General features: G+C 64.8%; 16 protein-coding genes and 2 pseudogenes. 4 read left to right on the top strand and 14 right to left on the bottom strand.

What is annotated here, in order from left to right; all coding sequences use genetic code 11:
- From IPP90_15620 to IPP90_15635, 4 genes and pseudogenes are all read right to left on the bottom strand, one after another.
- The coding region (locus IPP90_15620) for a serine/threonine-protein kinase (protein ID MBL0172120.1) at positions 1-1,958 on the bottom strand (1,958 nt) is incomplete at its 3' end.
- 171 nt (positions 1,959-2,129) lie between these two features.
- Positions 2,130-2,723: an isoprenylcysteine carboxylmethyltransferase family protein gene (locus IPP90_15625; GenBank protein MBL0172121.1), complete on the bottom strand. Its 594-nt coding sequence runs from the start codon at positions 2,721-2,723 to the stop codon at positions 2,130-2,132.
- 36 nt (positions 2,724-2,759) lie between these two features.
- Positions 2,760-2,858 (bottom strand): hypothetical protein, encoded by a 99-nt coding sequence (locus IPP90_15630; GenBank protein MBL0172122.1) that lies wholly within the window; start codon positions 2,856-2,858, stop codon positions 2,760-2,762.
- A 442-nt stretch (positions 2,859-3,300) separates the two neighbouring features.
- A pseudogene (locus IPP90_15635) lies at positions 3,301-3,750 on the bottom strand (PD40 domain-containing protein).
- A gap of 310 nt (positions 3,751-4,060) precedes the next feature.
- Between IPP90_15635 and IPP90_15640 the strand changes: the two are divergent.
- Positions 4,061-5,230: a transposase gene (locus IPP90_15640; GenBank protein ID MBL0172123.1), complete on the top strand. Its 1,170-nt coding sequence runs from the start codon at positions 4,061-4,063 to the stop codon at positions 5,228-5,230.
- A 48-nt stretch (positions 5,231-5,278) separates the two neighbouring features.
- Here the strand turns inward: IPP90_15640 and IPP90_15645 are convergent, their stop codons facing one another.
- Together IPP90_15645 and IPP90_15650 are read right to left on the bottom strand one after the other, a co-directional pair.
- The gene (locus tag IPP90_15645; GenBank protein MBL0172124.1) at positions 5,279-7,210 is read right to left on the bottom strand and encodes a multicopper oxidase domain-containing protein; all 1,932 of its coding nucleotides are present in this window, start codon (positions 7,208-7,210) and stop codon (positions 5,279-5,281) included.
- A gap of 22 nt (positions 7,211-7,232) precedes the next feature.
- On the bottom strand, positions 7,233-10,013 hold the full coding sequence (locus IPP90_15650) for a protein kinase (protein ID MBL0172125.1): 2,781 nt from the start codon (positions 10,011-10,013) through the stop codon (positions 7,233-7,235).
- A 210-nt stretch (positions 10,014-10,223) separates the two neighbouring features.
- On the opposite strand from IPP90_15650, the gene IPP90_15655 reads away from it, so the two are divergent.
- Positions 10,224-10,532: a protein kinase gene (locus tag IPP90_15655; protein ID MBL0172126.1), complete on the top strand. Its 309-nt coding sequence runs from the start codon at positions 10,224-10,226 to the stop codon at positions 10,530-10,532.
- Between the two features lie 221 nt (positions 10,533-10,753).
- Here IPP90_15655 and IPP90_15660 read toward each other — a convergent pair whose 3' ends face one another.
- The 8 genes and pseudogenes from IPP90_15660 to IPP90_15695 all read right to left on the bottom strand — a co-directional run bounded on the left by IPP90_15660 (position 10,754) and on the right by IPP90_15695 (position 16,652).
- On the bottom strand, positions 10,754-10,951 hold the full coding sequence (locus IPP90_15660) for a hypothetical protein (GenBank protein ID MBL0172127.1): 198 nt from the start codon (positions 10,949-10,951) through the stop codon (positions 10,754-10,756).
- Between the two features lie 22 nt (positions 10,952-10,973).
- Positions 10,974-12,239, bottom strand: coding sequence for a beta-lactamase family protein (locus tag IPP90_15665; GenBank protein ID MBL0172128.1), 1,266 nt, complete (start codon positions 12,237-12,239; stop codon positions 10,974-10,976).
- Between the two features lie 113 nt (positions 12,240-12,352).
- The gene (locus tag IPP90_15670) at positions 12,353-12,568 is read right to left on the bottom strand and encodes a type II toxin-antitoxin system HicB family antitoxin (GenBank protein MBL0172129.1); all 216 of its coding nucleotides are present in this window, start codon (positions 12,566-12,568) and stop codon (positions 12,353-12,355) included.
- 3 nt (positions 12,569-12,571) lie between these two features.
- Positions 12,572-12,779: pseudogene (locus IPP90_15675) on the bottom strand (type II toxin-antitoxin system HicA family toxin).
- 400 nt (positions 12,780-13,179) lie between these two features.
- Positions 13,180-13,767, bottom strand: a complete 588-nt coding sequence (locus IPP90_15680; protein MBL0172130.1) for a hypothetical protein — start codon at positions 13,765-13,767, stop codon at positions 13,180-13,182.
- Positions 13,768-14,192: 425 nt separating this feature from the next.
- Positions 14,193-15,374 carry a VCBS repeat-containing protein gene (locus tag IPP90_15685; GenBank protein ID MBL0172131.1) on the bottom strand — a complete coding sequence of 394 codons (1,182 nt, stop codon included), beginning with the start codon at positions 15,372-15,374 and terminating at the stop codon, positions 14,193-14,195.
- A gap of 38 nt (positions 15,375-15,412) precedes the next feature.
- Positions 15,413-15,898 carry a DUF1772 domain-containing protein gene (locus tag IPP90_15690; protein MBL0172132.1) on the bottom strand — a complete coding sequence of 162 codons (486 nt, stop codon included), beginning with the start codon at positions 15,896-15,898 and terminating at the stop codon, positions 15,413-15,415.
- Between the two features lie 25 nt (positions 15,899-15,923).
- Complete coding sequence (locus IPP90_15695) at positions 15,924-16,652, bottom strand: hypothetical protein (GenBank protein ID MBL0172133.1); 729 nt, start codon at positions 16,650-16,652, stop codon at positions 15,924-15,926.
- Between IPP90_15695 and IPP90_15700 the strand changes: the two genes are divergently transcribed.
- Positions 16,622-18,298 (top strand): alpha/beta fold hydrolase, encoded by a 1,677-nt coding sequence (locus tag IPP90_15700; GenBank protein ID MBL0172134.1) that lies wholly within the window; start codon positions 16,622-16,624, stop codon positions 18,296-18,298. The two genes, IPP90_15695 and IPP90_15700, sit on opposite strands and share 31 nt — an antisense overlap.
- On the top strand, positions 18,270-18,947 hold the full coding sequence (locus tag IPP90_15705) for an oligosaccharide flippase family protein (protein MBL0172135.1): 678 nt from the start codon (positions 18,270-18,272) through the stop codon (positions 18,945-18,947). Before IPP90_15700 ends, IPP90_15705 begins: the two co-directional genes overlap by 29 nt.
- Positions 18,948-18,964: the final 17 nt, after the last annotated feature.

Raw genomic sequence — 18,964 nt, forward strand, 5'->3', positions numbered from 1 at the left:
AGCGCGATACGCCGTCCGTCCGGCGAGAGTGCGACTCCCCAATCCGTGCCGATGGACCCGTTGTCCGTGCCCCCCGTGTTCACCTGCCACGACGAATCCACCGGCTCCACACGCCCCGTGCGATCCACCCACACGATGGACGCGTTGGGCAGCGGCCCCGGCGCGAACTCCGGGCGTCCGAGCAGGTAGTACGCGGTCCCCTCAGCGGACAACTGGAATCCCGGCGCCTGGATCCCATCCATCACCGCGACCGCCTTCCCCGTCGCGACGAGCGCATCGTTGTCCCACGGCGCCGCCATGAGCACGCCGGCGCTGGTGAGGTAGAGCACGTGACCGGTGGGCGAGTACCAGGCGCCGATCGCGTCGTCGAAGAGCGCGCGGATGGTATCCTTGCGCACATCGTACACGTACACTCGGCTCGGCCGACAACTGACCGGCCCCACGCAGTTCGTGAGGTGGGCCGTAAAGAGTACGCCGCGCGAAGAGGGCAACGGCGAGGGCAGCCACGGGTAGTGCCCATCGAGCATTGCCGGCGACGCGATCACCTTCGCGGTGGCGTCGCCGGACAGCAGGCGGCGGAGGGTGTGCGTCGCAAGATCGTAGTAGACGACCGAGCCGTCATCGAGCCATGCCGCACGGTTGTACGTCGCGTCGACGTTCTCCGCGAGCACGAGCGACGCGCCGCCGCTGATCGGGACGCGGCGCAGTTGGCCGTTGGCGACGAATCCGATGAACGCACCGTCGGGGGAGAAGAAAGGTCCCGAGGCGCCTTCCGTGCCGGCCAGCGGCCGCGCAACCACTTCGTCGCGGCGCTTGATGTAGAGTTGGCCCGGTCCTGCGAGCGGACTGCGGAACACCAGCGCCGAGCCATCGGGTGCGAGCGCCGTCTCGATGGCGAACGTGAGTCCATCGAGCGCGCCGGGCGCGCCGAGCGTCGTGACGTGTCGCGCGACGGAGGTCGAGGGACGACCAGCGCCACGCCAGCCCCACACGGCGAGTGCGATGCTCAGCACGGTCACCGCCGCCAATACGGGCACCGCGAACCGTCGGGAGTCGGAACCTGCAACACCGACCGTCCTCGCCGTCGCGACGCGCGAAGCAAACGCAGGATTGTGCAGCGCCTCGGCGAACGCCTTCGCGCTCTCGAACCGGTCTGCCGGGAGCTTCTCGAGGGACTTCGCCACCGCCGCCGCGACGTGCGGCGGCACCGCGCGGCGCAGCTCCGTGACCGGCCGCGCCGTGTCGGCGACGATCTTCATGATGATCATCTGCGCCGACGAGCCGGTGTGCGGCGGTTCACCCGTGAGCGCCTCGAACAGGACGGAGCCGAGCGAGTAGATGTCCGAGCGGTTGGTGATCTGACGTTCGGCAGTCGCCTGCTCGGGCGACATGTAGTGCGGCGTTCCCAGCGACAGTCCCGTCTCGGTCATTCTGCCGCCGGCCGCCGCGCTCACCGCGAGCGCGATCCCGAAGTCCGCGACGATCGCCCGTCCGTCGCGCAGGAGGATGTTCTCGGGCTTGATGTCCCGATGGATGACGCCCTGCTCGTGCGCGTACTGCAGCGCGTCCGCGACCTCGCTGGTGATGCGCACCGCATCGTCGATGCCGAGCTGCTGCTCGCGATCAAGCTTCGCGCGGAGCGTCTCGCCCTGGATGTACGGCATGACGTAGTACAGGAACTCCATGCCGCCGCCCAGTGCCGCTGCGGTGCGACCGCTGTCGTACAACGGCAGGATGTTCGGGTGCTGGAGTTGCGCGGTGGTCCTGATCTCCTGCAGGAACCGGTCGGCGCCGAGGACGGCGACGAGTTCGGGGCGCAGGACCTTGAGTGCGACCTTTCGGCCGTGCTTGAGGTCCTCGGCGAGGTAGACGATGGCCATGCCGCCTTCACCGAGTTCGCGCTCGATGCGGTATTGGGCGGCCAGGGCGGTGGAGAGGGAGGTGGGGGCTTCGGTCACGCTAGTAATGTGACATGCGGGGGCTGGTGTCGCGATGGCGTGGTAGGAGGTCCGCGCCGCATCGTCTGCAGAACGAGGATGTAGGAAAAATCCGCGAACCGTCGCGCCGCTGCCAGACTGCAACGCTCGGTTGGACGTCACGCGCGCAGTCTTCACACTCACTGGTCACGTTCACCGGCGCAGGTTCGGAAATATTCGCCCCGTGTGACTCCGATACGCGTCCCATGCGGAGCCGAACCGCTCCGCCAACTGGCGTTCTTCGATAGGTATTCTCGCGGCGGCGATGCTGACTACCAGCAGGAACCCGGACAGACCGAGGAGCCAGTTCGCCGACAGGACCAGCACCAACAACATGATCGCAACGAACGCAAGATAGATTGGGTGCCGGATCAAGCGATACGGTCCGGTCGTCACCAATTCGTGCGCTTCGTAGAGGCCCACGCCGCCTCGGTAGCTTGTGCCGAGACTGGTGAAACTCCAAACGAAGAACAAGAGCGCCGGCAACAGGCAGGCGACGCCGAACCAACGCGCCGAGATGGGCAATGGCAGATACGACCATGCACCTACCGGAAGGTCGAATAGCCAGATGGCCAGCGCCGCGTAAAAGACCAATCCCAGCGCCGCCCGAACGACCAGCAGGCCGGGAACCTCGTGCGACAACTGATTCAACGAACCACCGTGCCGTCGCGTGGCGCGTCGCGCGGCCAGAGAGGCGACCGTCGCAGCCGTGACGAAGGCGAGGATGAAGGCGAGCTTGAAGGGCACGCGTAGCCGATCCTGATTAAGTACGTCTAACACTTTTCACGGTTTGCGACTGCCACGGTCGAGCAGTCGCTCAGTTCCCGAGGGCTGTTCTTGGAGATAGAGCCCGGTCACACCCTCGACCCGTTTGGAATACACCAGCCACTTGCCATCTGGCGACAAGCCGCGGTCGCGGGTAGTCCGGTTGCTCTCCTCGGGCTGCAACGCGCGGGCGTCCAGTCCATCGGGTGTGACGCTGACCAGTTGCTGTGCTTGCGTTCTGCGACGGACAAAGTCCCGTGGTGCTTCGGTCGGCAGTTTCTCGATGCACCTGCACGGCACCTTTCAAAACATCCGCCTGCCCGTCGGGGGCATTGTTCGTCGCGTACACGTCGTAATACAGGTAGCGCCCGTCGGCAGACATGGTGGAACGCAAGGGCATCTGCCCTTCGACGCCCTTCAACAGCGTGGAACCGGCGCCGCCGTCCCGGTGGTACATGACGAGTGCTTTAGGAGTGCCGCTTTGGTCCTGCGTCACGACGATGTACTGGTTATCCGGAGTCCAGTGCGGAAAAGCCATGCGCGTTTGCGGTGCAATGGCTACTGCACGCGCATTTCCTCCATCGGCGTCCATGACCCACAGGTTGTTGTCGCCGCCGGCGCGATCGGAGATAAAGGCGATCGACTTGCCATCGGGTGAGATCCGCGGGTGGAAGTTGGACGCGACACCAGAGCTCTGCGTGAGGACCACCGCATTCCCGCCGGCCGCTGGCATGCGGTAGATATGGCCCAGCAAGTCGAAGGCAATCCATGAGCCATCGCTGGAAAGATCGACTGAAGTCCAGGTCCCTTCGCGGGTGGTGAACTCGATGAGCCGAGTGCGTCCGCGTGGCGCGGTGGCGTCCCAGGTTGCGGCCGATGCCGATTGCGCGGGCTGTGCCGTCAGATCGGCAATCGAAAGAGCGCTGAGCAGGTATGTGCCGAACGCGAAGCGGAGCTGCATGTGACTCGACTCGTTGGAAGAAGATTCATGCATGCCGTCGCGACTCATGGACGAGCGCAAACGGTGAGGCTACGCCAAAGCAATCAGATCGCGATGAAGGTACGTTGCGGGGTTGCACGATGGCTAGTCTCGCGCAGTGATGCTCGGCTGCGGGTAGCCACAATGCGTGGCGTGCGCCTCGTGCCATTTCAGACGTTGAGCCGGCGTCGCGCGTTCAGGCGTTCGATGCTTCGCATTCCGCAAGGCGCTGTTGGCAGCAACGTGTCGTTAGACACCCGCGGGTACAGTACAGGGACATGGTTCACACTTGTCCGGGGACATGGTTAACACTTTCCGAATCCCCTTCGGAGAGACGGCGATGCCCTGGCAGGAGACCGATCCCATGTTTGAGCGGCATCACTTCGCGCAGGACCTCGCGAGCGGGCAGTGGACGATGACCGAGCTCTGCGCGCGCTACGGCATCAGTCGCAATACCGGGTACAAATGGCGCGAGCGCTTCCTGTCGCTCGGCGTACGCGGATTGGAAGAGCACAGTCGTGCGCCGCTCTCGTCTCCAAACGAGACGCCACAAGCGACGATCGCCCTGATTCTCGCCGAGCACAGCCGCTACGGCTGGGGCGCGCGCAAGATCCTGAAACGGTTGCAGTCGACGCATCCGCGGCTCGTCCTGCCGGCCCGCAGCACGATCTTCGACATCCTCGCCCGGCACGATCGGGTGCGACGCCGACGGTCGCGCACACACTGGAAGCATCCGGGCGCGACGCCATTGCAGACGACGGCGCCGAACCCAGTGTGGACGATCGACTTCAAAGGGCAATTCCGTACGCGCGACGGCGTGTACAGCTACCCGTTGACCATCGTCGATCATTTCAGCCGATACCTACTGTGCTGCCAGAGCTTTCCCGACGTGAAGGCGCAGGGCGTGCACCGCGAGTTGCGGCGCCTCTTCCGAACGCACGGCTTGCCGGACGCGATTCGCAGAGACCATGGGGCGCCCTTTGCCTCGCACGGCATTCATGGCCTGAATCGCCTCACCGCGTGGTGGTTGCAACTCGGCATCGTCCATCAGCGCATTACCCCCGCGAGTCCACAGGAAAACGGCGCGCACGAGCGCATGCATCGGGTGCTGAAGGCGAAAGTCACCACGCCCGCAGCGGCAAACGCGAAACTCCAACAGCGCGTGTTCAACACGTTCGTGCAGACCTACAACGAGGTGCGGCCCCACGAGGCGCTCAATGACGAGACCCCCGCCTCGCGTTGGCACCCATCCGCGAGGCCGCTGCCGTCGCGCATCACCCCACCGGCGTATCCTGGCCACTTCGAAGTCCGTCGCGTCAGCACGGCGGGCACGTTCCGCTTACACAATGGCCAGCAGTTCTTAACCCAAGCACTCAACGGCGAGATGATTGGTCTCGAGGAGGTGCAGGACGGCGTCTGGAACGTGATCTACTACGAAACGCTGCTCGGTCGCTTTGACGAGCGTTCCCGCACCATCACCGGCGCGCCATCTCTCAAGAAGGACTGTTAACGATGTCCCCGGACAAAGTGTCACCTATCTTCCCGACTGTTCACTCAACTAGTACACCAGTATCGGCGTACGCGCTGCCAATCGTCCGCCAAGTCGCAGTTCGAGCCGCAAATTGCCCGCTCGCGCTGGAACGAACTCGAAATCATAAGTCTCGCCCATGCTCATCCGCTGAATCGCAATTCGCGGCACCCTGTAAGGTGCCGGGAGCTCAGCGCCGTCCTTCGCCACCGGAGTCCACTCCACCACCTGCGCATCGGGCACACCGGTGAACGCGCTATCGGCGCGTGCGGTGAGCGTGACGTTGATGTACGGAAACTCATTCTGCAGGGCAATCAAACGCACTCGATACTTCTGCCCCGCGCGAAGCCTAAGCGTGTCGGGATTGATCTTGCCGTTGATCTCGAACGGCCCGTTATCGCGATGCCGTGCCAGCTTGAAGAGGGACGTGACGTCGAGTGTTGTGTCCGCTGGGGCGGCATCGCGGACAATCAATGGGCCGACAAGGCCAGCGCGCTGTTGGCGCGGCTCGTCAACATGCGAGTGATACATGAAGGTGCCCGAGCGCGGCGGCGTGAAGCGTGCGACAAACGAATCGGCGGGCGCGATAAGTGGACTAAGCCGCATACCGGCGCCGGAGAATCCGGGGACGCCGTCGGCATAGCTGTCGAGTTCAATGCCGTGCCAATGGACCGAAGTGGGCTCATGCATCTTATTGACAATCGTGATCGCAACTGGCTCATCGCGGGTCAGGCTGATGGGCACACTGAGCCCAGGCCAAGCCTCGGCGCGACCGTTCGGGCTGCGGGGATCATCGAGGACGAAACGCAGAGAAGGCTGCGAGTCCGGGAACTCAGGATCCTGGATGGCCACGAGACGAAGTGTTCGTCGCGCAGCGGGCGCGTCCGTCGCGCGCGTGCCGCGACCGTCGCGCACCACGATGCCCGTGATCAGTCCCGCCATTGCGGTCGCCGCGTGGTTCCTCGATTCCGCGTGACTGACCCGGGCAGGCCACTCGCCAATGCGGTCGACGCCAGCCGTCGGCGATTCACCGCCGAGTGGGCCGTGAGGAACGACGTGATCGGCGAAGTGACAGTGGAAGAGCCAATTCCCCGCGCGTTCCGGCACCCACGTCATCGACATGCCCGCGAACGCCGCGAGGCGGGCGGTCACCACCCGCGGGGACGGCGGCTCCATAGCACGCAGGCTCGCCGATGATCCGTCCACCGCATCGACCGAGTAATAGAACCCGTGGAGGTGCATCGGGTGTCCGTCGGTGGTGAGGTTGATGACGCGCCAGCGCACCGAATCCCCGACGGTCGCAGCGAGTCGCTCCGTGCTCGGCCATGATCGTCCATTGATCGCCCACACGGATCGTTCGTAGAGCGGGATACCGATTCGCCCGATCTGGCCGTCGGACGCGACCTGGATCACGAAGATGCGATCGCGCGGTCGCCGATTGCTGCTCGCCGAATCAACCACCAAGGCGCCCGCGAGCATCCCGCCGACGCGGAGTGCTCGACCGAGGGTGGTGCTGGTCGTGGCGCGGTAAAAGAAGTTGCCGGCGTGCGCAGGTCGCACGCGCAGCGTGCCCGCAGAGCCGGGTGGGATGACGACGGAGTCGCGCGTGTCACCAATGTCGATTGAATAGGTGAGTGTGTCGTTTGCCAAGGCATTTCGCACCGAGACACGAATCTCGGTTCCCTGAGCGACGCGAATGAGCGGCCCGGGAACTTGCGGTCGCTTTCCGGGCTCGGCGAAGGCTTCGACCGGAATACCGGGCCGTGCGTCGCCGTCCGGGTGCCACATGGCGAGCGCCGCGACCAGTTCGATTTCCAGTACTCCACCTCGCAGGCGGCCCGCGGGAGTCGTGTTCGGATTGGCGATGGCAACGGGGAGGGCGGCGCGGGGCGCGACCGGCGAGACCGCGAGCGCTGCCGTGAGCGTGAGCGCCAGCGTTGCGAGGAGGATGGGTCGTTGCATCGTCACGATGAGTGCCCGCAGGTCACGGCGTGCTCCCGGCCGGGGCCGTTCCGAGGAGTCGCATCCAGTTTGTCAGTCCGTAAATGCGTATGGCGGGCGCTGTGCCGCCGCTCAACGCCTTGACCATCACGAAGCCCGACTCACCGAGCACGTCGTAGTTGGAGTGCGTGCCGTCGCGCAGGTACACGTCGGCGAACAGCGCGTCGCGACGCACGACGCCGAGCGACGGTGATTCCGTGATCGTCGCCGCCATCATGGTTGGCGCGGCCGACCGGCCGTCTGAAGTCGACTGGCCACTGCGGAAGTACACAATGCGGCCGTTGCGTGACCATATGGGCTCGCTGCCGCCGTCCGCCGAAATCTGGACCAACGGACCAGGACCCGGAATCGGTGTGACGAACACCTCCAACCGCCCGGATTCCCCCGACGAGAACGCCAGCAGCCGGCCATCAGGTGAGACGCGCGGCCCCGCGACAGCAGCTCGTTTGGTAATGAGCGGACGAGCCACCGTCAGCGATTCCGTCGGTGCCATCGTGAGGGTGCTTGGCTGGTTGACGTCCGGCCCCACGTTGCCGCGGCGCAGAACTGACAGGCCCCGACTCGGGCCAGGCGCGAACTCTACCGAACCGCCACCGCCCAGTACCTCTTCCGTGAACTGTGCGATTGATGCCGCAGGCGCACTGAGATCCGCTGGACGCCGCTGCAGGATCGCGGAATCGCCGCCCGGATAGCCGAACCAGTAAACGTGCGAGCCGTCGTGCGACCATTCCGGGCGGCGGGCATGGGACTCCGATGTCAGCAATGTGCTGACGCCGGAGGCGATGTCCAGCAGGGAAATACGCCCCTCACCGAGCGGGCCGCCGATGGTGACGGCCACGCGTCGATTGTCTGGGGCGACGCGCGGATTGCTGAACATCTGCGGATCCCGCGTGAGCGGGCGCTCGACGCCCTGACGATCCACTGACACCAAGTGCGAGGGTTCCGCCCCGAGTCTGGCGCCCACCGAAGTGTTCCACGCCACCGTGCCGTAGCGGGACACGGCAAAGCCGACCGACGAAGCGTTGCCAGGCATCCGGACATCCTGCAGCAGCAGCGTCGGAGGTCCCGTGATGCGCCGTCGCTTGAGCGAGAATGGCGCCGCGTACACCTCGCCCGGTGACCGTCCAAAGAGTACGTGGCCGGGTTCGACGTACCGGGCGTTGGCACCGCTCGTCTCGAGGTCTTCAAACTTGCCGTCAGCGATGGACACTGTGGCGAGACGCGGTGTCTGCGGTCCGGTCGCTGTGCTCCAAAAGGTGACCAGCACATGGGTTCCACCGGGCAGTGCCTGAGGAGACGAGACGCGGACGATGCCGCGCGTGGAGTCCGGCGACATCAGCCGGCGCGGCTCGCCTCCCTCGCTCGGCACGATCCACACGGCGTTGCGACGCGTGAAGAACACCTGTCGACCATCGGCACTCCAGCTGGGCGCCACGGCCGAATCCACCACGAGCCTCGAGGATCCACCAGCGGCTGGCACGATGCGAACGGCGTTGGCCGCGAAGTTGTTGGCGCCAGGACGCTGCACCTCCTGGAACAGCAGCCATCGATCATCGGGAGAGAAGCTCGGCGCGGTGCCGCCTTCCGTACCACGCACCGGAACCGCGACGACATCGTCGAGCCGTCGCACGTAGATCTGCGATCGCGCTTCCCTTCGCGCACCAACAATGGCCAGCCGCTCGCCGTCCGACGACAGTGCAAGCTTCTGGGAGTTGCTGATGGGCACGAAGACGCTGTCCGGCAACGCGATGTCGAACTTCGCCGCAGGAGCAGGTGGCGCCTCTCGCGGCATACCGTTCCACGCCGCCGTGCCGATGGCCACGGCCGCGACGCCCCATGCGAGGAGTTCTCGCTGGTTCCGGCGAGTGCCGCCGCGTACGGCGCCGGGATTCGGTTGGGCATCGCGCGCGACACCGGTGGGGCGCGCGGTGTTCGCATCGACAAGTGCGGCGGAGTACTGCGCCGCGCTCGCCTGCCGATCCGCCGGCAGCTTGGCGAGTGCCGTGAGTACCGCATGCTCCACGTGCGGTGGCACGGTGGTCCGCGTTTGCGCAATCGGTGCGGGCGGCACCGTGAGCACGCGCGCGACAATCGCCTGCGTCGTCGCCCCGCTGAACGGCGGCTCGCCCGTGAGCATCTCGTACGTCACGGCGCCCAGCGCATACACGTCGCTGCGCGCGTCCACCGTCTTCTCGCCCATCGCCTGCTCGGGACTCATGTACTGCGGCGTGCCGAGGCTCAGTCCCGTCTGCGTCATGCGCTGGCCGCCCGCCTGTTGCACGGCCAGCGCGATGCCGAAGTCGGCCACCAGCGCGTGCCCGCCCTGCAGCAGAATGTTCTCCGGCTTGATATCCCGATGGATCACGCCGCGCTCGTGCGCGTGCTGCAACGCGTCGGCCACCTCGCGGGCCAACTGCACCGCGTCGGCAATGGGCAATTGTGTCTCGCGAGCGAGGCGCGCCCGCAGCGTCTCGCCCTCCACATACGGCATGACGTAGAACAACTGGCCGTCGGCGGCGCCGCTGTCGAACAGCGGCAGAATATGCGGATGCTGCAGGTTCGCCGTCGTCTTGATCTCGGCCAAGAACCGCTCGGCGCCGAGCACGGCAGCGAGTTCCGGATGCAGGACCTTTATCGCGACCTGGCGCGCATGGCGCACGTCGCGCGCCAGGTACACGGTGGCCATGCCGCCGCGGCCCAGTTCGCGTTCGATGAGGTAGCGATCCGCGAGGGCGGCAACGAGCCGTTCCGGGATGGCCGTCATGCCATGTGTAAGGCGGGGGAGGTCGACTCGCGCATGGGCGAGAAGCTAGCAGCAAATCCGCGCCGGACGCGAGCGGCTCAGTGTGGCCGGGTGGTCGCCCCGAGTGGGGCCGCGTCGGCGCACAAGGATGCCGTCTGGCGAAGCGCTCGCCCCATTGTCGCCGGGTACCGCTACACGGCGAAGCTTTGGGACGTGACTCCTCCCACCCCGTTGGATCAGCTGCAGTCGGCCCTCGCCGGCCGCTACGCCGTCGAGCGCGAGATCGGCGCCGGCGGAATGGCGACCGTCTACCTCGCCCGCGACCTCAAGCACAACCGGCGCGTGGCCCTCAAGGTGCTCAAGCCCGAACTCGGCGCGGTGCTCGGCGTCGAGCGGTACTTGAGCGAGATCCAGGTGACCGCGAACCTGCAGCACCCCAACCTGCTGCCGCTGTTCGACAGCGGCGAGGCGAACGGGCTGTTGTTCTACGTGATGCCCTTCGTGGAAGGCGAGTCGCTGCGCGCGCGGCTTGATTGTTGACGCATCGCTTCCACTGGGTGGCGGTCGGGTGGGAACCATCGACTCCTAATCGCACGCGATGTCGGCCAGGGAGACTTTCAACGTCAACCGCTGCTGCATCCGCTGCGCCGCGTCGCCGAAGCAATTACGGGTCGGGGCAGGTGTCCCGAATGGGCTCGAATAAGAGTCATTGCTGGACGATGCGGAGGGAGGGACTTCTGCAAAACAATTCCGTCGAATGCTCAGCGCACCTTGCGCGCCGGCAGATCCTGCCCGCCCTGGCGCAGCAGGAGGCCAGCCACCTGGCCCGTCGCATCGCGCGTCATGACGACGGTCGCGTTAACGACGCGCGGAAAGAGCGTATCCCTCGCTGCGGCATACAAACGCACCTTCGACTGGCCGGACGGTGTCATGTGCAGTAATCCGTCCTCGAGCGACATCGTGAACGTGAGCTGAGGCGATTCATAGACGCCCACGTACTGCGCCAGCACATCGCGCGGGAGCGTGATGTCGGTGCGCGCGGGCGGGGGCGCGTAACCCGCGCGGCGCCGGCTCGGCGACCGCGTCCCACTCGTACGCCCGCTGGATGCGTCGGCCCAACTCGGCGGCCAGCGCGCCACCGCGATCGGCATTCGTCATGATGGCAAATCCGTATCCCTTGCTGCGGTGCGCGCGCAGCTGGCACTGGAACCCCCAGTTCGAGCCACCGTGACTGAAATACCATCCTTGCCCCAATTTCTCGATCGTGAATCCGACCGCGAAATCACCCACGCCGACGGGGGTCAGCATTTCCAACACGGACGCGCGCGACAGCACGCGGTTCGAGGCGCCCGCCGCTGACTTCTGCACCTCGATGGCAAACCGTGCGAGGTCCGACGAGGTGGTCCAGAGGCCCGCGGCAGCGAGTTCCGGATAGACATGCCACTTGGCGCCCCGTGGCTTCCCCTCACCGTCGTGCGCGCGCGCCGCGTTGCGGTCTCGGGCCGGCGGCAACGGCTGTTCGTAGGTGCTGTTCACCATGCCGATGGGTCGGAGCACGTCATCCCGCAGCACGTCCGCAAACGGGCGCTTGCGGGCATCGCTCAGCGCCAGCTGCATCAGCGTCACGCCGCCACCCGAATATTCCATGAGCGTACCCGGCGCACGCTCCATGAAGATGCGGCGCACATTCGACGGCGGCTGTCCCTCGAGAATCTGCACGACTGTGGGCAGCTTCCCGGCGGGATCATATCCCGGAAACCCGAAGCCGTCGCCGAGTCCGGAGGTATGGCTCGTGAGCCCGCGCGGCGTGACGGGCCGCTCCGTCGTGAAGCCCTGGCAATCCAGCTTCCATGAGGTGAGGATGCGATTGATGTCGGTGTCGAGGGTGAAGAGACCGTCCTGCACCGCCTTCATCACACCCATCGCGGCGACCGGTTTGCTGATCGACGCGGCCTGGAACATGGTTTCCGCATCGACCGGCGCGCCGGTCTCGACATCTCGCGTGCCGTAGCCTTTGGCCCAATGAATCTCGAAGTTGTGAATGACGGCAACACTTACGCCAGGCACCTTGAAGCGTTCCATGAGTTGCGCGAGTGTCAGTGCGCCCAAATCGTTCGGACCGGCGCCAGGCTGCGCCGCTTCGATGCGCGCCATCAGCGCAGCCGTTGGGCGATCCTGTGACAGGACACGACTCGGGGCAACCCCCAACGAGACTAGCGCTATCAGTACCGTGAATCTGCTATTCATCGAATCGTTGGTTGGTGTGTGGATGCTGCAGAACGCTGGCTCTGCTGCAGCGCTCTCATGAAAGTGCGCGCGCAGCACGCCTTCCACACAGCGCTGACAGCAGCAACGCGTCGTTATGCGGCAACTTCGACGTACGTGGCCGACGTGGCGCCGACCGGAATGGGCAGGCCCGCGTCGCGGAGACCCTCCAGATGCAGCTCGCTCGCCTCGCGCATCGCGCGTGCCACGTCTGCCTGTGACGCGCCGGCAGCGATACACCCGGAAAGGTCGGGCGAGTATGCCGAGTATCCCGTCGGGGTGGCTTCGATAATGATCAGGTAGCGGTGCACGCGTTACTCCTTGCCCGGGGTCTTGAGCCCTGCCTGCTTCAATATGCTATTCAAAGTACCCGGCGCGAGGTCGTCATTGCCAGAGCCCGCCACGGTGATCACGCCGGACTCTACAGGATGCCGGATGCCGGAATTGCTGATGGCTGCCGCGTGTGCGAACCAGTACCCACCCGTCTGCAGCGAGCCAGCGCAGCACGTCGCGTACTTTCACCCTGCACCTCTCGGCCAGTGGAATGACACTGCACGCGTTTGCAGTCAACGCGCGATACGGCAACATTCAGCCTCGCCGTCGCCAATGCTACGATCATTCTATTGCAGCATAACGCGACAGCGTTCTGCCGCAGCGCTCCCAACAATCTGCGCGCGCAGCGCGCATTCCGAAATGCGCTGACGGCAGCAACGCATCGTTAGCGAGCCCAGTGGCGGTGTATCCCAAATCTGCAGCATCAACGACAATATCCCCGATTGATGTTAGGCGCAAACGGACGTGCAATGGCACGCGAGCGACGTAACTCTGGCGCGCCACCATTGCGCTCGCACGTCGTAGTCACGGAGTCTGTCGTAAGGCGGTGCGCAGAAGGCACGACGCCCCACGGGCTCGCTCGCGCAGCTCACGTGGCCGCACCAGGTGATTGGTCAATCTGCGTCGATGGGAACCACTGACCATCGCTTCGGCATACGACAAGTTGGGCCTGGGCGCGGGCATCGCCACGCAGCGGGGCCAAGCTCCACCCGACCTGTAGGACACCATACTGCTGTGTCCACATTCGAACGGCGGCCAACGAATAGACTTCGGTCTCCTGCTCAAATTCGAGCAGCACGTCGGTGTCGTCGGTCAACCCCAGCTGAAGAATGAAGCGGTCGAGACCCGCGGAAAAATTGGACAGCACCTTCTCCCCCCAGCGCCGCCGGTCGCCAGTCAGTTCGTGAAGCAGCGTCAACGCGACGACGCCTCGCGTCGTCGTGGGAGCCAACAGTGCAGGTGACGGCAGCGACACGAGAAATGGGACAATTTCGGCCCGCGGGATCAGCTCCCACGACGGAGTAAAGGAATAGGCGTCCTCGCCAAGCACCGGAGCATCCGCTCGCTTGCATGTGCGGAGAATTGACGCCATCGGCTCTTCCATTCGGAGCAACGCATACGCAAGTCGAGCGGCGTCAAAACGGACGGCGTGGTCCATCGCGACAGCAGCTGTCATCGTCTACTCCTCTCAGGTTGACCACCACTTCACCGCTAGAAGCAATCTCGGCCGACGCGTGCAACACGACTGTCACACGAGGCGATGCACACGATGCCCGCGAAAGTTTTTCACGAATTGCCTCGCTAACGCCTATTCAACTGCAGGGGGTCACTGCAGGCAGCGTGTTATCCTGCGGACTTTGCAGCATAGCACTTCCCCGAGTTCCCCGGAGCTGGGAGCAGTCGTTTCCGCAGCAACAGGTTGTGCAGCCGACGCCCGACTCGCTGCGTCGAGTGATGCTGCGAATAATGCTGCATAGCACACGCTATCGTTGAGAGCGCGCCTACCCGCCCCTTCTACGTGAAAGACTTCGCCGTCTACAAACTCCCCACGGCCCGCCGCGCAACCACCGCGACGGACAGCCTGCGGACAGCGCGTGACTCCTACGGGCGACGCACACCCCCGCTGAACCACACCCCATTCGGCGCATCCGATCGCGCCGCCGCGATATCCGGCCATCCATCGCCATCCAGATCGCCGATGGCCAGCCCGTACACCGCGCCCTTCCCGTCATTCCACGTCGAAGACACGAACTTCAATGCTTTCCCTGCACCCTGATTGAAATAGATCACGCCCGGCGCATTGTCGTTGCCGACAACAATATCCAGCGTGCCATCCTTGTTGAGATCCGCAATGCCAATGGAATACGGCGCACTGGCGGCCGTGCCCTGCATGACCGGCTCGGCGAACGCGCGAGCGCCCTTGTTTAGGTATATGAACAATCCCGTCTTCGCATCACCGACCACAAAGTCCGTCGCGCCGTCGCCGTCGATGTCCGCCGCCGCGGCCGCGCGAATGGTTGAACTGGCCGGACCGATGCGCGTGGGCGGCGCCGAGAACGTGCCACTGCCGTCGTTCCAGAACAACAGACTCTGTCCGCCGTCACGATGCGGGACCAACAAATCAATCTTGCCGTCGCCATCGAAATCCGCCGCCACAATGATAGTGGCTGACTGCGTGGGCAGTGCGGTGCACGATGGGAACGCGCCCTTGCCATCGTTCAAACACACGAAGCTTGGTCGAGGCTTGGTGGAGTCGCTGCCGCGATTGGCGGCGATGAGATCGGGACGACCGTCACCGTTCACATCGGCCACTGTGACGTAGCGTGTAGACCAATCCGCCTCTCCGAACGTGCTGGCCACGCGAAAGTAGCCTTTGCCGTCGTTGAGATACACCAGCTTGCGATCGGGTCGATCGTTGCTGACCACGAGATCGAGATCACCGTCGCCGTCGAGATCGGCCAACGCCGCCGTATACGTGCGGTCTGGCGCATCGGCCACGGGGTCGCTGGTGAAGTGTCCCTTGCCATCATTGCGCAGCACCAGATTGTTCAGCGGCCAGTGGCGGCCCTTGGCCAGCACGATATCCAGGTCGCCATCGCGATCGACATCACCCAGGCTCACGCCGGCCGATGTTTCGCCTTGCGCTTCGAGCAGCAGGACACGCTCGAAGGTACGGGGTTCGGCGATACGCGACGTGGGCACCGACTGCGCGGAGATCGACGACGACCACATCAGTATCAGTGACGCCGCGATAGGGCTGGTGGCACTTGCGGTGAAACGCATGCGAGTCCTTCGACCAAAGAGTTGACAGGGCATCCGGACTATGGCGCTTGACGCCGAGGCACACCCACCCATCGCTCACACAAGCCGACGGACGCGACCAGTCCCACGGTCACCAGCAGTGCCCGCCACGTCTCCCACATCACCCACCCTCTTACCAACGACTGCAGTCGTGCCGCATCGTACGTCGTACCGCCGATGTACTCGTTGATGGGCACAAAATAGCGAATGGTCCATACTGCATATGCTACAATGACCAGCAGGGGGACCGCGGCGATCCAACGCGTTTTGCGCGCGGACCAGGTGAGCGGGATGGCCAGCATCGCCAGCAGGAGCGTCGGGTACAGCACTCGCTCGAAATAGACGCCCGGACCGCTGCGCGCAAAGAAGTCCCGATAGCGCGCCACATCGGCGACATCGCCGGAGCGCCAGTTTGGGACCACCGCGGTGACTTCGTACAGGTGCCCACCGAGGAAGAAAGCGTAGCCCAGCACCAGCCCCCAGAGTACCCAGCGTGTGATTCGCACGTGCCTCACCTTGTCTCGCCGCTGCTCAGTGAATTCGCTGTACCGGAACGCCAGAATATGCGACGCCGGCCTCAAGCGCGGTATGCTTGGGCACGACACTGAGCGGACCGACCTGCGTCCCCGCCCCCGTCGACACGTCGATGCCGATGACGCTGCCAATCCCAATCACCGTACCGGCGCCGAGGCGGACGCGGGCCGTCTTCAGCAATCCGCGCTCAACGATGTGCCCGGAGATGTGCGCGTCCGACCCGACCACGACGCCGTCGCCAAACTCGAGCAGATTGTGGTCCATCAGGGAGAGGCTGTTTACCCACACCAGATGTCCGATCTTTGCGCCATTGAGCCGCATGTAGAAGCTCCAGAACGGCGTCGCCCGAAACGCCGGACCGGCGAACACCCGAACCACGTGGATCGTCATCAGGTATCGTCCCCAGTCCAGCACTGGCCAGCTGAAGTCAGACAGTCGAAGTTCCACATGTTCCGGCGTGCGCCATCCAAGGAGCCTGGTGGCGAAGGCGGAGTACAACATGAGGGAGAGCGCGAACGTCAGGTACAACGGCACGAATGCGATGGCATCTAGCGCGAGCCGTTTCCACAACGGCACGCTCCAGATGGACTGCCAATGCAGGAACGCCACCACCGGCAGCAGCGCGAGACCAAGCAGGACCGTTTCAAGCATCACCACCGACAGGCCGCCCCACACCAGGCGGGTTCCCCGACGCCATGACGTATTCAACGACGCAGTCGATGTCACTGGACAGTACCTCCCACGAGTCTATACCGCTTTCCCGGACGGATGATCCGGCCCGACTGCATGTGCAGGGCGAGGGACCGCCGCTCATCTATATCCCGGGGTTGGACGGTACCGGTCTGCTATTCTACCGCCAGGCGCGGTTACTTGCGCACCGTTTTCGCGTGATCACGTTCCGGTTGCGCGATGAGGCGCAGGACATGGAGACGCATATCGCCGACGTGGCGCGCCATCTCGACCGTGCGGTGCCGGATGGCACGCCCGCGGTCGTCGTTGGCGAGTCGTTCGGTGGCGCACTGGCCATGAGTTTTGCCCTGGCACATCCGCACCGGGTGCGCCAATTGGTCATCCTCAACTCGTTTTCACGCATTGCACCGCAATTCAAGCTGCACGTGGCCATTGCCGGCATGAGTCTGGTCCCCTGGCGAACCATGCAGTTCGCGCGTCGGCTTACCGCCTGGCGCCTGCAATCGCCGCACACGCACCGGGACGAGATCAAGAAATTTCTCATGCTGACGTCCGGCACCACGCAGCGCGGGTATGTGAATCGACTGCGCATCCTCACGCGCTACGATATGCGAAAGCGATTGGCCGAGTTGCACGTCCCGACGCTGTTTCTGGCTGCCGACCAGGATCACCTCATTCCATCGGTCAAGCAGGCCACGTACATGTCGTCGCGTGCACCACGGGCCACCATGCGCGTGCTGGCAGGACATGGTCACGGGTGTTTTCTGGCACCGGATCTGGATCTGAACCTGCTGCTGCATGAGTGGGCGGACGACACTGCACTCCGATTGACCGGCGACGCACTTCAACCCGCGGAGTTTCGCCGACGAACCATTGTGTCTGGGTTCGCTGTGCTGGTTGCCCGCATCAGCCAAGCCCTCGTCTCCCTGGGTGCGGCAATCGTTCTGGCTCGCATGCTGATGCCGGACGACTTTGGCGTCTTTGCGATGGTCGTGCCACTGGGAATCATCGCTACGGGCCTGTCGGGACGCTGTTTTCAAACCGCCCTGCTGCAGCGCCCGGCGCTGACTGACGCGGACCTGGGCACGTTCTTCCGGTTCGCCGTGCGCATGAACCTGTTCATCGCGGCGAGTATGCTGGCTGCCGGTGTCGCGTTGTCCCGATTTTTCGACGAGCCCCGGGTGACCGGAGTGGCCGCCATGTGGGCAGCGCTCGTCTTCCTCCTCACGCTCACCACGTTTCAGGAAGCACTCCTCAAACGGCGCCTGCTGTTTCCCCGTATCACGCTGGTACAGCTCCTGGCGCTGGTACTCGGTGTCGCGGCGGCCGTGACGGCTGCCTGGCAAGGCGCGGGGTATTGGTCGCTCCCCATTCAACTGCTGGTCACTGAAGTGACGCGCGCCGTCGGCATCTTCGTGCTCAGCGACTGGCGGCCACGATGGGTCGCCCACTCCGCGCCTGACGACATAACCGAGTTGCGACGCGCCTGGCGCGCCCTCGGCGGACTGAATCTCGCCGCGTGGCTGAATGACCAACCCGATCTGCTGGCGGTGGGTCGTGTTGGCGGCGCCACCGTGCTGGGGTACTACGACACCGCCCGTCGTTGGTCCTGGTACCCGTTCGAGGAGTCGTTCCTCACTGTCGGACCTGGCCGTGTCGAGCCTCAGCAAGGTCCAAGGTGACGCCGCGCGGTTCACGCGGGTGGCAACTCGCGCCATTCTGGTGACGTTGACCGTTTCCATGCCGGCCATTGCGTTCGCCGCCGCCGACACGGCCAGTCTGGTGAAGGTCTTGCTGGGCGACAAATGGCTGCCGGCCATTCCGTTCATGCGTCTGCTGTGCATCGTTGCGTTCGTCGGATCACTGGCCCGCGTGACCCAGTGGATTCACTTGTCGAGGGGGAACGCCGCGCGCCTGGTGCGATGGTCAGTGTTCGTCCAGGCGCCGACGGTCGCATTGGCCGCGCTCATCGGGTACCAGTGGGGTGCGCTCGGCGTTGCCTCGGCCATGGCCATCGCGACCAGCGCGCTGGCGTTGCCCGCCGTGGCCTATGCCGTACGCGGCTCGCCGATCACGTTTCGCGTGATCATTGGCGTGGCTGCGCGTCCACTGGTCACCAGTGTCTGTGCCGCATTGATTGTGGCCATCGTCGGCGCGAGGCTGGGCGGTTCACCCGGGGCACTGCACCTTGTGCTTTCCTCCATCGTCTTCGTTATGGCATTTGCCGCGGTCTGGCTGGCTCTTCCCGGTGGGGTCGACAGTGCCCGGGCCCTGATGTCTGCCGTTCGGGATTTCCGGCCGGCGGTGGTGCCACTCGACTCCACGAAGTAACGCCCTCCGCGTGATCC

Source organism: Gemmatimonadaceae bacterium, from assembly GCA_016720905.1.
Taxonomy (GTDB): Bacteria; Gemmatimonadota; Gemmatimonadetes; order Gemmatimonadales; family Gemmatimonadaceae; genus Gemmatimonas.

Bases quoted from the DNA above. Each gene is read 5' to 3' on its own strand.
- IPP90_15640 (MBL0172123.1), top strand. From the start codon at position 4,061: ATGCCCTGGCAGGAGACCGATCCCATGTTTGAGCGGCATCACTTCGCG.
- IPP90_15700 (MBL0172134.1), top strand. From the start codon at position 16,622: ATGACGTATTCAACGACGCAGTCGATGTCACTGGACAGTACCTCCCAC.
- IPP90_15680 (MBL0172130.1), bottom strand. From the start codon at position 13,767: ATGACAGCTGCTGTCGCGATGGACCACGCCGTCCGTTTTGACGCCGCT.
- IPP90_15685 (MBL0172131.1), bottom strand. From the start codon at position 15,374: ATGCGTTTCACCGCAAGTGCCACCAGCCCTATCGCGGCGTCACTGATA.
- IPP90_15650 (MBL0172125.1), bottom strand. From the start codon at position 10,013: ATGACGGCCATCCCGGAACGGCTCGTTGCCGCCCTCGCGGATCGCTAC.
- IPP90_15660 (MBL0172127.1), bottom strand. From the start codon at position 10,951: ATGTCGCTCGAGGACGGATTACTGCACATGACACCGTCCGGCCAGTCG.
- IPP90_15645 (MBL0172124.1), bottom strand. From the start codon at position 7,210: ATGCAACGACCCATCCTCCTCGCAACGCTGGCGCTCACGCTCACGGCA.
- IPP90_15665 (MBL0172128.1), bottom strand. From the start codon at position 12,239: ATGAATAGCAGATTCACGGTACTGATAGCGCTAGTCTCGTTGGGGGTT.